Raw genomic sequence first — 12577 nt, forward strand, 5'->3', positions numbered from 1 at the left:
GATCCGTCCCGGCCGTTTGAGGCCGGCGGACGGGTCGCAGGCGGCTCATTCCTGACCTACCTCCGATCCGCCGCCGGCTCACCTCGGATTCCCTCAGATGCACCGGTTCGCCCGCTCTTGTGGTGCTCTAGCCTGTGATCCATGGACAAGGTGCAGGCAGGGACGGCCGTGGGAACGGACGGTGCACCACCCCCTTCCCGGGGGCGGGGACTGCGCAGGTTCCTGCGCCGCCTGACCGCGGACCGGGACGAACTGGAGGCCGAGGAGCTGCGGGCCGGCACCGGCCAGGAAGGCGCCACCCCCATCGCCGAATGCGCCGAGCGCACCCGGGTCCGTGTGGCCGGTACGCTACGGACCGTGACTTTGCGACCGCGAGGCGGAGCCCCGGCACTGGAGGCCGAGCTGTATGACGGAACCGACGTGATCAGCCTGGTCTGGCTGGGCCGCCGTAAGATCGCCGGAATCGAGCCCGGCCGCCGGCTGCGGGCCGAGGGACTGGTCAGCACCCAGGACGGCCGCAAGACCATGTTCAACCCTCGCTATGAGCTGCGGGGGGACGCGTGAGCGAGACCGAGGCCAAACCCGCCGGGCCGGGCGGAGAGCGCCCGGTCACCTACGACACGGTCGAGGCCGCGGTGCGCGCCCAGCTGGCCAAGGCGCTGGGCGGCGTGCGGGGCATGCTCGAGGCCGCCGTCCCCACCATCGCCTTCACCGTCACCTACGTGCTCACCCACCAGGTGCGGACCGCCGTCATCGCCGGGGTGGCCTCGGCGGTGCTGCTGCTGCTGGTGCGGCTGGCACAGCGCTCCACGCCCCAGTTCGTGCTCAACAGCCTGGTGGGCATCGGCATCGCGGCGTTCTTCGCGCTGCGTTCGGGCCGGGCCGAGGACGCCTTCCTGCCCGGCATCCTCTACAACGCCGCCTACGCGGTCGGCATGATCTTCTCGGTGCTGGTGCGCTGGCCGGTGGTGGGCTTCATCATCGGCTCGGTCACCGGGGACCCCACCGCCTGGCGGTCCGACCCGGGCATCGTGAAACTGTGCTCGCGGCTGACCTGGATCCTGGTCGTGCCGTGCCTGGTGCGGGTGGCGGTGCAGTACCCGCTGTACCTGGCCGGGCAGGTCGGCTGGCTGGGCGCCACCAAGATCTTCATGGGCTGGCCGCTGCAGGTCGCCGCGCTGGCCGCCATGGTCTGGGTGCTGGCGCGGGGCCGCACCCCCCTGCAGGGCTCTCCCGCCACCTGACCCCTCGGCCCGCCCCCGACCCGCACAACCCATGAAACCGCACCCGTGGCGACGCATGTCGCCTGCCGCCAGGCTGCTGGCCCGCTTCCAGCACCCCGCGCAGATCGTCGCGGTGGCCTTCGCCGCCGCCATCGCGGTGGGCACCACGCTGCTGGCCCTGCCGGTGGCCACCGCGCCGGGGGAGTCCACCGGCGCGCTGACCGCCCTGTTCACCGCCACCACGGCGGTGTGCATCACCGGGCTGGCCACCGTGGACACCGCCTCCCACTGGTCGCCGTTCGGCCAGGTGGTGATCTTGGTGCTGATGCAGGCCGGCGGGCTGGGCATCATGACGCTGGCGACGTTGTTCGCCCTGCTGGTCTCCGGGCGGCTGGGACTGCGCGCCCGGATGCTGGCGCAGGCGGAGACCAAGGCCCTGCAGGGCACCGGCCTGCGCCGGGTGGTGCGCAACATCGTGCTGTTCAGCCTGTGCTCGGAGGCCGTGGTGGCCGCGGTGCTGGGGCTGCGGCTGGCCCTCGCCTACGACGAGCCGGCCGCCCGGGCCGCCTATCTCGGGATCTTCCACGCCGTCTCGGCGTTCAACAACGGCGGGCTGGCGCTGTGGCCGGACAGCATGATGCGCTTCGTCGCCGACCCTTGGGTGCTGCTGCCGGTGGCGCTGGCGGTGGTGCTGGGCGGGCTGGGTTTTCCGGTGGTGTTCGAGCTGGTCCGCGCCTGGCGGCGGCCCAAGACCTGGACGGTGCTGACCCGCATCACCCTCGGGGTGAGCGCGGCGCTGCTGGCCGGCGGCACGCTGCTGTTCACGATCGTCGAATGGCACAACCCCCGCACCCTGGGGCCGCTGCCCGACCAGACCAAGTTCCTGGCGGGCTTCTTCACCGCCGTGATGCCCCGCTCCGGCGGGCTGAACGCCATCGACATCTCCCAGATGCGCCCGGAGAGCTGGCTGGCCACCGACATCCTGATGTTCATCGGCGCCGGCAGCGCCGGCACCGGCGGCGGCATCAAGGTCACCACCTTCGGGCTGCTGGCCTTTGTGATGTGGGCCGAGCTGCGCGGGGAGGACCGGGTCAACGTCGGGCACCGCCGGCTGGCCGGCCCGGTGCAGCGGCAGGCGCTGACCATCGCGCTGCTGAGCGTGGGACTGGTCGCACTGGGCACCTTCGTCCTGCTGTCCCTGGTGCCCTATGCGCTGGACCGGGTGCTGCTGGAGGTGGTCTCGGCGTTCGGCACGGTGGGCCTGAGCACCGGCATCACCCCCCACCTGCCGCCGGGCGGGCAGCTGCTGCTGGTGGCGCTGATGTTCGTGGGCCGGGTCGGCCCGCTGACCGTCTTCTCGGCGCTGGCGCTGCGCGAACGCACCCGGCGCTATGAACTTCCAGAGGAGCGACCCATCGTTGGCTGACAGAGGAAACGATCCCGTGGTGGTGATCGGGCTGGGCCGGTTCGGCAGCTCGCTGGCGCTGGAACTGGTCCGGCTGGGCACCGAGGTGCTGGCCATCGACAACCGGCCCAAGGTGGTGCAGGCGCTGGCCGGGCAGATCACCCAGATCGCCACCGCCGACTCCACCGACATCGAGGCGCTGCGGCAGCTGGGGGTGCCGGAGTTCTACCGGGCCGTGGTGGCCATCGGCAGCGACATCGAGGCCAGCATCCTGACCACCTCGCTGCTGGTGGAGCTGGAGGTCGAGGACATCTGGGCCAAGGCCATCAGCCGCCAGCACGGCCGGATCCTGGAGCGCATCGGCGCCACCCATGTGGTGCTGCCCGAGCACGACATGGGCGAGCGCGTGGCCCACATGGTCAGCGGCCGGATGCTCGACTATGTGGCGGTGGACGAGAACTTCGCGCTGGTCAAGACCCGCCCGCCCCGGGAGCTGGTGGGCCGGCCGCTGGGGGAGACCGGGCTGCGCCGCAAGTACGGGGTGACCGTGGTGTCGGTCAAGAGCGAAGGGGAGGAGTTCACCTACGCCACGCCCGACACCGTGCTGCAGTACGGCGATGTGATCATCGTCGCCGGGCCCATCGCCAAGGTGGAGCGCTTTTCAGAACTGGTGTGAGCCGGCCCCGGCCGCCCGCCTGCGGCGGCCGGGGCCCTCAGCGGGACGACAGCAGCTCGGCCAGCTCGTCCTCCACGTCCTGCCCGGCCACGAACAGCAGTTCATCGCCCGGCTCCAGGGTGTCGTCGGGCGCCGGCACCAGCACCCGGCCCTCCCGCAGGATCGCCACCAGCGCGGTGTCGCGCGGCCAGGTCACCGAGCCGACCCGGCGGCCGCCCAGCGGGGCGTCCTCCGGCAGCGTCAGCTCCACCAAGTTGGCCTCCCCCTGCCGGAAGGTCATCAGGCGGACCAGGTCCCCGACGCTGACCGCCTCCTCCACCAGGGCCGACAGCAGCCGCGGGGTGGACACCGCCACATCCACCCCCCACGACTCGTTGAACAGCCACTCGTTCTTGGGGTGGTTGATGCGGGCCACCACCCGGGGCACCCCGTACTCGGTCTTGGCCAGCAGCGACACCACCAGATTGACCTTGTCGTCCCCGGAGGAGGCCACCACCACCTGGCAGCGCTCCAGCGCCGCGTCGTCCAGCGAGGCGATCTCGCAGGCGTCGGCCAGCAGCCACTCGGCGCGCGGCACCATCTCCACCTTGATGGCCTTGGGGTCCTTGTCGATCAGCAGCACCTCGTGGCCGTTGGCCAGCAGCTCCTGGGCGATCGAGCGGCCCACCGCCCCCGCTCCGGCGATCGCCACCCTCATCTGAAGTCTCCTTCCGGACGCCGTGCCGCCGCCTTGCTGAGCCGTTCGAGGTCATCGGACCGTGCCATCACGTGCACGATGTCGCCGTCCTGGATCACCGTCTCGGCGTCCGGCACGATCGACTCCCCCATGCGGGACAGGAAGGCCACCCGGGTGCGCACCGCCTCCTCGAAAGTGGTCACCTTGGTGCCCACCCAGGAGGGGTCGATGCCCAGCTCGGCCAAGATGACCTCGCCGTTGGGGTCGCGCCACAGCGGCATCGCCCCGTCCGGCAGCAGCCGCCGCAGGATCTGGTCGGCGGTCCACCGCACGGTCGCCACCGTGGGGATGCCCAGCCGCTGGTAGACCTCGGCCCGCCGGGGGTCGTAGATGCGCGCCACCACGTTCTCCACGCCGAAGGTCTCCCGGGCCACCCGCGCGGAGATGATGTTGGAGTTGTCGCCGCTGCTGACGGCCACGAACGCGGAGGCGTGCTCGATGCCGGCCTCCTGCAGGACGTCCCGGTCGAACCCGACCCCGGTCACCCGGCGGCCCCGGAACCCGCCGCGCAGCCGGCGGAACGCCTCCGGGCTCTGGTCGATGATCGCCACCGAATGGCCCTTGTCCTCCAGGATGTGAGCGAGCGTCGAGCCGACCCGCCCGCACCCCATGATCACGATATGCACGGCCGTCCTCTCCCGGCACCGTCAAGATCACACTTCTTCGCCGATCCCGACGGGTTGAAACCTACACATCAGGCGCACACAGTCATACCCCGCCCCGCCGCCCGGCAGCCAACGGCGCCGCGCCGGCGGGCCGACCGGGCGGCGCTCGCCAGGGACTAGACTCTGCACTCGTGTCGAAGGTTCCGGACCTGGTCAAGCGGGTCCTGGTGGGACGGGCGCTGCGCAGTGCGCAGCTGCGCGAGGAACTGCTCCCCAAACGCATCGCGTTGCCGATCTTCGCCAGCGACCCGCTGTCCTCGGTGGCCTACGCGCCGCAGGAACTGCTGATGATGCTGGCGCTGGCGGGCGCGTCCTTTTACGCCTACGGCCCCTGGGTCGCGCTGGCCATCGCGGCGCTGATGGCCGTGGTCGTCGCCTCCTACCGGCAGAACGTGCGCGCCTATCCCAGCGGCGGCGGCGACTATGAGGTCGCCAAGACCAATCTGGGCTCCACCGCGGGGCTGACGGTGGCCAGCGCGCTGCTGGTGGACTACGTGCTGACGGTGGCGGTGTCGGTCTCCTCCGGGGTGGAGAACGTCGGCTCGGCCTTCCCCTTCATCACCGAGCACAAGGTCGCCGCGGCGCTGATCATCATCGCCCTGCTCACCGTGATGAACCTGCGCGGGGTCCGCGAGGCCGGCACCCTGTTCGCCCTGCCCACCTACGCCTTCGTGGCTGGCGTGCTGGGGATGATCGCCGTCGGGCTGTTCCGGCTGCAGGTCGCCGGGGACGAGCTGCGCGCCCCCACCGCCGATCTGGAGATCAGGGCCGAGCAGACCGAGCTGGCCGGCCTTGCGATGCTGTTTTTGCTGCTGCGGGCCTTCTCCTCCGGCTGTGCGGCACTGACCGGGGTGGAGGCCATCAGCAACGGCGTGCCGGCCTTCCGCAAGCCCAAGAGCCGCAACGCCGCCACCACGCTGCTGATGATGGGGCTGATCGCGATCACCATGTTCGGCGGGGTGATCGCGCTGGCGCTGGCCTCGCAGGTGCGGGTGGCCGAGCATCCCGCCGAGGACCTGCTGCGCGACGGCCGCCCGGTGGGGGAGGACTACGTCCAGGAGCCGGTCCTCGCTCAGGTCGCCGCGGCGGTGTTCGGCCACGGCTCGGTGCCGTTCCTGTACATCGCCGTCGTCACCGCGCTGATCCTGTTCCTGGCGGCCAACACCGCCTACAACGGCTTCCCCGTGCTGGGGTCGATCCTGGCCCGCGACGGCTACATGCCCCGCCAGCTGCACACCCGCGGCGACCGGCTGGCCTTCAGCAACGGCATCCTCACCCTGGCCGCGATGGCCGCGCTGCTGGTCTACGCCTTCCGGGCCGAGGTGACCAAGCTGATCCAGCTTTACATCGTCGGGGTGTTCGTCTCCTTCACCCTCGGCCAGATCGGCATGGTCCGGCACTGGAACCGGCTGCTGCGCACCGAGACCGACCTGCGCGAGCGCGCCCGCATGCACCGCAGCCGGATGATCAACGCCGTGGGCGGCACGGTCACCGGCGTCGTGCTGGTGATCGTGCTGATCACCAAGTTCACCCACGGCGCCTGGATCGTGTGCATCGCCATACCGGCGCTGTTCGCGCTGATGAAGGGCATCCGGCGGCACTACGACACGGTGGCCCGGGAGCTGGCGCCCACCGGGGAGGACGTGGCGCTGCCGGCCCGCAACCACGCCATCGTGCTGGTGTCCAAGCTGCACAAGCCGACGCTGCGGGCGCTGGCCTATGCGCGGGCCACCCGCCCCTCCACCCTGGAGGCGGTCACCGTGGCGGTCGATCCGGCCGAGGTCGCCAGGCTGCGCGAGGAGTGGGAGGCGCTGGACCTGCCGGTGCCGCTGAAGATCCTGGACTCCCCCTACCGGGAGGTCACCCGGCCGGTGCTGGATTACGTGCGCAAGGTGCGGCGGCGCAGTCCCCGCGATGTGGTGACGGTGTTCGTGCCCGAGTACGTGGTCGGCCACTGGTGGGAGAACCTGCTGCACAACCAGAGCGCGCTGCGCATGAAGACCCGGCTGCTGTTCGTGCCCGGGGTGATGGTCACCAGCGTGCCCTGGCAGCTGGCCTCCTCCGACCGGCTGCGCAAACGCCGCGAGCGGGCCGCCTCCGGCGGGGTGCGCCGCCCGTACGCGGGAACCCCGGAGGCGGATCGCACCCGCGCCGGTGGCGGTATCGTGTCGGGACGTGACTGATCTCCGCCTCGACTCTGCGGTCCCGGACGTTCTCGAACTCGACATCGAGGCGGTGGCCAACGGCGGCTGGTGCGTGGCCCGCCACGAGGGACGGGTGGTGTTCGTCCGGCACACCCTGCCCGGGGAGCGGGTCAAGGCCAAGGTGACCGAGCGCACCCGCAAGTTCCTGCGCGCCGATGCGGTGGAGATCCTGCGGGCCTCCCCGGACCGGGTGGACCCGCCCTGCCCGTTCGCCGGTCCCGGCCGCTGCGGCGGCTGCGACTGGCAGCACGTGGCGCTGCCCGCCCAGCGCCGGCTCAAGGCCGAGGTGATCTCCGAGCAGCTGGCCCGCCTGGCCGGGATCGAGCGCGCCGTGGTGGTCGAAGAGGTCCCCGACCCGCACACAGGCCGGGACGGCGCGGCCGGGCGCGGAGACGGCCTGGGCTGGCGGACGCGCGTGCAGTTCGCCGTCCGCGACGACGGGGTGGTGGGGCTGCGCCGGCACCGCTCCCACCAGATCGAGCCGATCGACGAGTGCCTGATCGCCCACCCCGGGGTGGAGGCGATCGGCATCGAGCGCAAACGCTGGCCGGGCGCGGCGGGCGTGGAGGGCGTCGTGTCGGCCGGCACCGGCGACCGGGTGGTGGCGCTGCGCGAGCGGGCGGCCCGCTCCCGCGGCGGCCGGCACTCGGCGAAGGTGCCCCGGCTGGACGTCCCGGTGCGGCTGCTGCGCGGCCGCCAGACGCCGGGCGGCCGCGTCCCGTATGTGCGGGAGGTGGCGGCGGGAAGGCTGTGGCAGGTCAGCGGCAGCGGGTTCTGGCAGGTCCACCCGGGGGCGGCCCAGACGCTGGCCGACGCGGTGCTGGCCGCGCTGGAACCCCGGCCGGGCGAGATCGCGCTGGATCTGTACTGCGGGGTGGGGCTGTTCGCCGGGGTGCTGGGCGAGCGGGTGGGGCCCGAGGGCCTGGTGGTCGGGGTCGAGGCCGACCCCCAGGCGGTCCGGGACGCCCGGTTCAACCTGCGGGATTTGCCGCATGTCTCGATCGAGCGGGGCCGGGTCGAGGAGGTCATCGCCGAGCTGGAGTTCGGCCGCTCCCGCCCCGGCGGCGCCCGCGAGGAGGGGGTGCGGGCCGATGTGGTGGTGCTGGACCCGCCGCGCATCGGGGCCGGCCGCCGGGTGGTGGAGCGCATCGCCGAACTGGCCGGACGCAAGATCGCCTATGTCTCCTGCGACACCGCCACGCTGGCCCGCGACCTGGCCTACTTCGGGGAGCGCGGGTGGCGGCTGCAGTCGCTGCGCGCCTTCGACGCCTTCCCCATGACCCACCACGTGGAGCTGTTGGCGACCTTGGTTCCCGGTTGATCCGAAGGCCCGGTCAGTCCACCAGGGCCATGGCGGCGGTCACCACCACCGAGGCGGCGGTCACCAGCAGGCTCAGCAGGGCGATCGTATGGCGGAACCGGGCGTCCAGCTGGGCTCGGGTGACCTGGTCGCGTTCGGCCGCGCTGAGCCGTTCGTTGAGCTCATTCAGCAGCCTGGCGTGCTCGTCCACCCGGCGGGCCTGGTGGTCGTGCAGGTGCTGCAGCAGTGCGAGCTGCCCCTCGACGTTGGCCATGCCCACTTCGAGGCCGCGGCGCAGTTCGGATATCGCCAGTTCGACGGCTTGTCCGTTCATGGTGACCCCCTGTCGTCCCGCATGCCGACGGTCCCGGGAAGGAGGGCTTGACCGTCGGTTACCGGTAAGTATTGCCAACTTAACCAGAAATAACCAGAAATCTTCGTCGATCCCTCTGGGGTTGATGAGGACGGGGAGACCGGTGGGAACGCACCGGAGGGGAAGAAAAGCTTTCAAGCTCATTTACTAGATGTTCCTGACTTGTTCCGGCATGCTGATCACATGGCTGGGCAGGTTGATCGGGAACGCGTCGCCAAGTACGTGGTCGCCCGGCGCGGCTCGCTCGGACTGACGCAAGAGCAGCTCGCCGAGCGCGCCGGAGTGACCGTGAAGACGATCTACAACCTGGAGTCCGGTGGCCGCTGGCCGCAGGCGCGCACCCGGGGGGCGATCGAGGCCGCGCTGCGCTGGCGTCCCGGCGACCTGGTGCGGATCGGCGAGGGACAGGAGCCCTCGGTGATCCCGGAGGAGGCGGCCGAGCCCGATCTGGACACCGTCGTGCGCGAGTTGCGGGAGCTGGAGGCCTACTTCGCCGACCTGCGGGCCGACTCCGGCGAGCGCCGCCGGATGGCGCTGGCCTTTCTGCGCGCTCTCTACGGGGAGGCCGGCAGGCCCCCCTCCGACCCTCCCCCGGGCCGTTCCGAGTGACCGCCTTGACGATCCGCCGTCACTCCGGGTCATGCGCGGCTAACCCGCAGGTCAGAGTTTGCACAACGGAACGTTGCCGGATCTGACTGATAGTTACAGTCTTTGACAAGGAGGAGGACTTTCAGTATCGCCGCTCGTCAACGCCCTCGTCCGCAAAGGAGGTGCCCGCATGCGCTCCACCGGATCGTTGCCGCGGCGCCGTCACCTGGCGGGAGTTTCCCTGGTCGCCGCGGTTGCGGGCGGGGCGGCCGCGGCGGCGGGCGGGGCCGATGCCGTCCCCATCGCGCTGGCGGCCGCGCTGGCCGGCGCGCTCGTTTCGTTCGCGGTGGGCGTCGCGCTGGTGCTGCACGACATCCGCGACCAGCAGCGCCGGATCATCGACCAGCTGGAGACGCAGGCCAGGCTGCTGCACCGCGCCGCCCGGCTGGCGGGCGGGCTGACCGAGGAGCGGCCGGGAGCCGACTGACGGCCGCCTACCCCCGCGGCTCGGCCTCGCCGCCCGCGGGAAGCGTGATGCGGATCTTGGACTGCTTGTGGCCGGTCTTGCGCCAGTCGTCCATCGGCCGGGCCACCAGCCCGTAGGACTCGGCGAGGTCGATCAGCGTCTGCCTGCGGTAGTAGAAGTCCTCCCGCAGCACGTGGTGCTCTTCGCCCTCGGTCTCGTTGTAGGTGAAGTCGAAGAAACCGCCGGGCGCCAGCAGCCGGCCGACATGGGCCAGGCACTCGTCGATCACCTCGATCGGGCTGTGGGAGAACACGCTGTGGGCGTGGATCACCGTGAAGTGACCCGACGGCAGGAAGTCCAGCCGCAGGTCCTGCACCGGGGTCAGGTGCGGAAGCTTGTGCTGCAGCTCGTAGCGGATGATGGTGTCCTGGGCGGAGAACAGGATGTCGGGGGAGATGTCGACCCCGTAGTAGTTGCCGGTCTCCAGGTACTGAATGAAGCGCCAGCCGGCCCGCAGATTGCCGCAGCCGATCTCCAGCATCCGATCCTGCGGGCGCAGCCCGTGGTCGGCCAGGTAGTCGAACTGCATCTGCCCCAGCGCCAGCCACCGCTCATGGGTGGGGGTGCCGACCGCGCCGTCGGGGTTGCGGGCGGTGTCGGAACGCATCACCGCCCGGTAGTAGCTCACATGATCCCTGGTGCGCAGGCGCAGCCACGTGTCACGGGCCAGGCGGCGCGCATAGGGGAGGACCAGCCGGGGGTTGGAAGCGGCGTAGCGGAGCTTGTAGGACAGGCGGGCGCGGTTGCGAGTCGTCATAGGCCAAAGTGAAGACCGGCCCACTCCCACCTCGCACCGCATTAGGTAATCAAATGGCTACCACATGTAAATAACTTTGGTCTCGGCGCCGGCGGCCACGGACCGTCCCGCCGCCCCGCCGCCTCCCGGGAACCCGCCCGCCGCCCGGTCTCGGCGCCCGTCTGGGCACGGTAAAGGGAAGGGCGTACCGGCGTCCGCCGGTGCGTTTTTCAGCAGCCGCTCTTTCGCAGCAATATGGACGGATGCGACTGCGGATCTTCACCGAGCCCCAGCAGGGGGCCAGCTACGACACGCTGCTGCGGGTCGCCAAGGCGGCCGAGGATCTGGGCTTCGACGCCTTCTTCCGCTCCGACCACTACCTGAAGATGGGCGATGTGTCCGGAGAGCCCGGACCCACCGACGCCTGGATCACCCTGGCCGCGTTGGCCCGCGAAACCAGCCGCATCCGGCTCGGCACGCTGATGACCGCCGCCACCTTCCGCCACCCCGGGCCGCTGGCGATCTCGGTGGCGCAGGTGGACCAGATGAGCGGCGGCCGGGTCGAGTTCGGCATCGGCACCGGCTGGTACACCGCCGAGCACACCGCCTACGGCATCCCCTTCCCCAGCCTGCGCGAGCGGTTCGAACGGCTGGAGGAGCAGCTGGAGATCATCACCGGGCTGTGGCGCACCCCGCCTGGGCAGACCTACTCCTTCGAGGGCGCCCACTACCGGCTGGTGGACTCTCCGGCGCTGCCCAAGCCCGTCCAGCCCGGCGGCCCGCCGGTGCTCATCGGCGGGGTCGGCGCCAAGCGCACCCCCCGCCTGGCGGCGCGCTTCGCCCACGAGTACAACGTGCCGTTCAACCGGCCGGAGGAGACCCGGCAGGCCTTCGAGCGGGTCCGCGCGGCCTGCGAGCAGGCCGGCCGCACCGAGCCGATGGTGTACTCGGCGGCCCAGGTGATCTGCTGCGGCCGGAACGAGGCCGAGGTCGCCCGGCGCGCCCAGGCCATCGGCCGCGAGGTCGATGAGCTGCGCGAGAACGGCCTGGCCGGCACCCCCGGCGAGGTGCTCGACAAGCTCGGCCGCTTCGCCGAGTTCGGCACCGAGTGCGTCTACCTGCAGGTGCTGGACCTGTCCGACCTGGACCACCTGGAGCTGCTGGCCGGCGAGGTGCTCGCCAAGCTGTAAGCCGCACGGTCGGCGGTGCGCCGCGGGGACGGTCCCGGGGCCGTCCCCGCGGCGGGCGAAGCGACGGCCTGCGGCCCACTCCCCTAAAGGGAGCCGAACCTGCGGGCGAAGGCCGCGTGGCGGGGCGCGCCCGGGGCGGTGTCCCAGACCGCGAAGACCACGTGCGCGAAGCGGCCGGCGAACGGGCCGCCGTCCAGCAGCAGGCCGGCGAACGTCTCGGCGACCTGGGCCGGGTCGTTGCCGAACACCCCGCAGCCCCAGGCGCCCAGCACCAGCCGCCGGTGGCCGTGGTGGCGGGCCGCGGCCAGCACCTTGGCGGCCCGCCCGCGCAGCACCCGCCCGATCTCCTCCACCGTCCGCAGGTCGCCGATCGCGCGGCGGTTGGGCGCGGGCGAGGTGAGGAACGCCACCCGGTACGGCTCCTCCAGCAGACGCCCGGCGTCGTCGCGGAAGACCGGAACCCCCGGCGAGTAGATCAGGTGGTCGCTGTAGAGCGGGTCGCGCTGCCTGTGGTGGAAGGCGTAGAACTGCGGCACGGCGCGCAGCGAGGCGTACAGGCCCGACGACCTGGCCAGCCCTTCCTCCTGGGCGTGCGCGCCGCTGAGGAAACCGCCGCCGGGGTGCTCGGCCGAGGCGAAGTTCAGGCAGGCCACCTGGTCGCCGGCCGCTCCGGTCAGCCGGCGCGCGGCGGCGAGCGTGGTCTCCTCGGTCACCTCGATACGGGTCGGCGCGCCGTCGGAAGCGGCGCCGAGCCCCTCCAGCAGCACCGCCAGCTCCTCCGGCCGGTACAGCCGGGTGCCCCGGACGGTCTGCGCCACGTGATCGGCGATCGGCACGACCCGCCCGGAGGGGGCGGTGTAGCGGCCGCGTTCGAGGATCTCGACGGTCTCGGCGGCGATCGCCCGGCGTGAATGTCTGTTCATGTCGGGACCGATTGTGATCGCCGCCGCTACCC

14 protein-coding genes are annotated in these 12577 nt (G+C 71.6%); 9 read left to right on the forward strand and 5 right to left on the reverse strand.

All coding sequences use genetic code 11. The features are described from left to right. The first annotated feature begins 141 nt into the window (after window positions 1–141). From BUE48_RS08495 to BUE48_RS08510, 4 genes are read left to right on the forward strand one after another with little or no spacing between them, the layout of a single operon-like run. Window positions 142–564, forward strand: coding sequence for an OB-fold nucleic acid binding domain-containing protein (locus BUE48_RS08495; RefSeq protein ID WP_012852066.1), 423 nt, complete (start codon window positions 142–144; stop codon window positions 562–564). After that, on the forward strand, window positions 561–1244 hold the full coding sequence (locus BUE48_RS08500) for a DUF3159 domain-containing protein (RefSeq protein WP_012852067.1): 684 nt from the start codon (window positions 561–563) through the stop codon (window positions 1242–1244). Before BUE48_RS08495 ends, BUE48_RS08500 begins: the two co-directional genes overlap by 4 nt. Before the next feature lie 55 nt (window positions 1245–1299). Further along, complete coding sequence (locus BUE48_RS08505; protein ID WP_012852068.1) at window positions 1300–2649, forward strand: TrkH family potassium uptake protein; 1350 nt, start codon at window positions 1300–1302, stop codon at window positions 2647–2649. After that, a complete protein-coding gene (locus tag BUE48_RS08510) occupies window positions 2615–3304 on the forward strand; it encodes a potassium channel family protein (protein ID WP_217265460.1) in 690 nt (229 codons plus the stop codon). The genes BUE48_RS08505 and BUE48_RS08510 overlap by 35 nt, the downstream gene beginning before the upstream one ends. 37 nt (window positions 3305–3341) lie before the next feature. Here BUE48_RS08510 and BUE48_RS08515 read toward each other — a convergent pair whose 3' ends face one another. Both BUE48_RS08515 and BUE48_RS08520 read right to left on the reverse strand, forming a co-directional pair. Continuing rightward, the gene (locus tag BUE48_RS08515; protein WP_012852070.1) at window positions 3342–4001 is read right to left on the reverse strand and encodes a potassium channel family protein; all 660 of its coding nucleotides are present in this window, start codon (window positions 3999–4001) and stop codon (window positions 3342–3344) included. Further along, a complete protein-coding gene (locus BUE48_RS08520) occupies window positions 3998–4666 on the reverse strand; it encodes a potassium channel family protein (protein ID WP_012852071.1) in 669 nt (222 codons plus the stop codon). Before BUE48_RS08520 ends, BUE48_RS08515 begins: the two co-directional genes overlap by 4 nt. 170 nt (window positions 4667–4836) lie before the next feature. Here BUE48_RS08520 and BUE48_RS08525 point away from each other — a divergent pair, with 170 nt between their 5' ends. Continuing rightward, a complete protein-coding gene (locus tag BUE48_RS08525; protein ID WP_286989592.1) occupies window positions 4837–6888 on the forward strand; it encodes an APC family permease in 2052 nt (683 codons plus the stop codon). After that, a complete protein-coding gene (locus BUE48_RS08530; protein ID WP_286989593.1) occupies window positions 6881–8230 on the forward strand; it encodes a class I SAM-dependent RNA methyltransferase in 1350 nt (449 codons plus the stop codon). The genes BUE48_RS08525 and BUE48_RS08530 overlap by 8 nt, the downstream gene beginning before the upstream one ends. A 13-nt stretch (window positions 8231–8243) precedes the next feature. Here BUE48_RS08530 and BUE48_RS08535 read toward each other — a convergent pair whose 3' ends face one another. After that, a complete protein-coding gene (locus tag BUE48_RS08535) occupies window positions 8244–8543 on the reverse strand; it encodes a hypothetical protein (protein WP_286989594.1) in 300 nt (99 codons plus the stop codon). A 222-nt stretch (window positions 8544–8765) separates the two neighbouring features. On the opposite strand from BUE48_RS08535, the gene BUE48_RS08540 reads away from it, so the two are divergent. Both BUE48_RS08540 and BUE48_RS08545 read left to right on the forward strand, forming a co-directional pair. Beyond that, complete coding sequence (locus BUE48_RS08540; protein WP_012852075.1) at window positions 8766–9191, forward strand: helix-turn-helix domain-containing protein; 426 nt, start codon at window positions 8766–8768, stop codon at window positions 9189–9191. Between the two features lie 169 nt (window positions 9192–9360). Next, on the forward strand, window positions 9361–9657 hold the full coding sequence (locus BUE48_RS08545; RefSeq protein ID WP_012852076.1) for a hypothetical protein: 297 nt from the start codon (window positions 9361–9363) through the stop codon (window positions 9655–9657). Between the two features lie 7 nt (window positions 9658–9664). Here BUE48_RS08545 and BUE48_RS08550 read toward each other — a convergent pair whose 3' ends face one another. After that, a complete protein-coding gene (locus BUE48_RS08550; protein WP_012852077.1) occupies window positions 9665–10453 on the reverse strand; it encodes a class I SAM-dependent methyltransferase in 789 nt (262 codons plus the stop codon). 242 nt (window positions 10454–10695) lie between these two features. Here BUE48_RS08550 and BUE48_RS08555 point away from each other — a divergent pair, with 242 nt between their 5' ends. Then, window positions 10696–11622 (forward strand): LLM class F420-dependent oxidoreductase, encoded by a 927-nt coding sequence (locus BUE48_RS08555; RefSeq protein WP_012852078.1) that lies wholly within the window; start codon window positions 10696–10698, stop codon window positions 11620–11622. 83 nt (window positions 11623–11705) lie between these two features. Here the strand turns inward: BUE48_RS08555 and BUE48_RS08560 are convergent, their stop codons facing one another. Continuing rightward, complete coding sequence (locus BUE48_RS08560; protein WP_286989595.1) at window positions 11706–12545, reverse strand: TIGR02452 family protein; 840 nt, start codon at window positions 12543–12545, stop codon at window positions 11706–11708. Window positions 12546–12577: the final 32 nt, after the last annotated feature.

Source organism: Thermomonospora sp. CIF 1 (assembly GCF_001896795.1).
Taxonomy (GTDB): domain Bacteria; phylum Actinomycetota; class Actinomycetes; order Streptosporangiales; family Streptosporangiaceae; genus Thermomonospora; species Thermomonospora curvata.

Excerpts from the sequence above, each read along its gene's own strand:
- BUE48_RS08495 (WP_012852066.1), top strand. The coding sequence starts at position 142 with ATGGACAAGGTGCAGGCAGGGACGGCCGTGGGAACGGACGGTGCACCA.
- BUE48_RS08505 (WP_012852068.1), top strand. The coding sequence starts at position 1,300 with ATGTCGCCTGCCGCCAGGCTGCTGGCCCGCTTCCAGCACCCCGCGCAG.
- BUE48_RS08510 (WP_217265460.1), top strand. The coding sequence starts at position 2,615 with ATGAACTTCCAGAGGAGCGACCCATCGTTGGCTGACAGAGGAAACGAT.
- BUE48_RS08515 (WP_012852070.1), bottom strand. The coding sequence starts at position 4,001 with ATGAGGGTGGCGATCGCCGGAGCGGGGGCGGTGGGCCGCTCGATCGCC.
- BUE48_RS08535 (WP_286989594.1), bottom strand. The coding sequence starts at position 8,543 with ATGAACGGACAAGCCGTCGAACTGGCGATATCCGAACTGCGCCGCGGC.
- BUE48_RS08540 (WP_012852075.1), top strand. The coding sequence starts at position 8,766 with ATGGCTGGGCAGGTTGATCGGGAACGCGTCGCCAAGTACGTGGTCGCC.
- BUE48_RS08545 (WP_012852076.1), top strand. The coding sequence starts at position 9,361 with ATGCGCTCCACCGGATCGTTGCCGCGGCGCCGTCACCTGGCGGGAGTT.
- BUE48_RS08550 (WP_012852077.1), bottom strand. The coding sequence starts at position 10,453 with ATGACGACTCGCAACCGCGCCCGCCTGTCCTACAAGCTCCGCTACGCC.
- BUE48_RS08555 (WP_012852078.1), top strand. The coding sequence starts at position 10,696 with ATGCGACTGCGGATCTTCACCGAGCCCCAGCAGGGGGCCAGCTACGAC.
- BUE48_RS08560 (WP_286989595.1), bottom strand. The coding sequence starts at position 12,545 with ATGAACAGACATTCACGCCGGGCGATCGCCGCCGAGACCGTCGAGATC.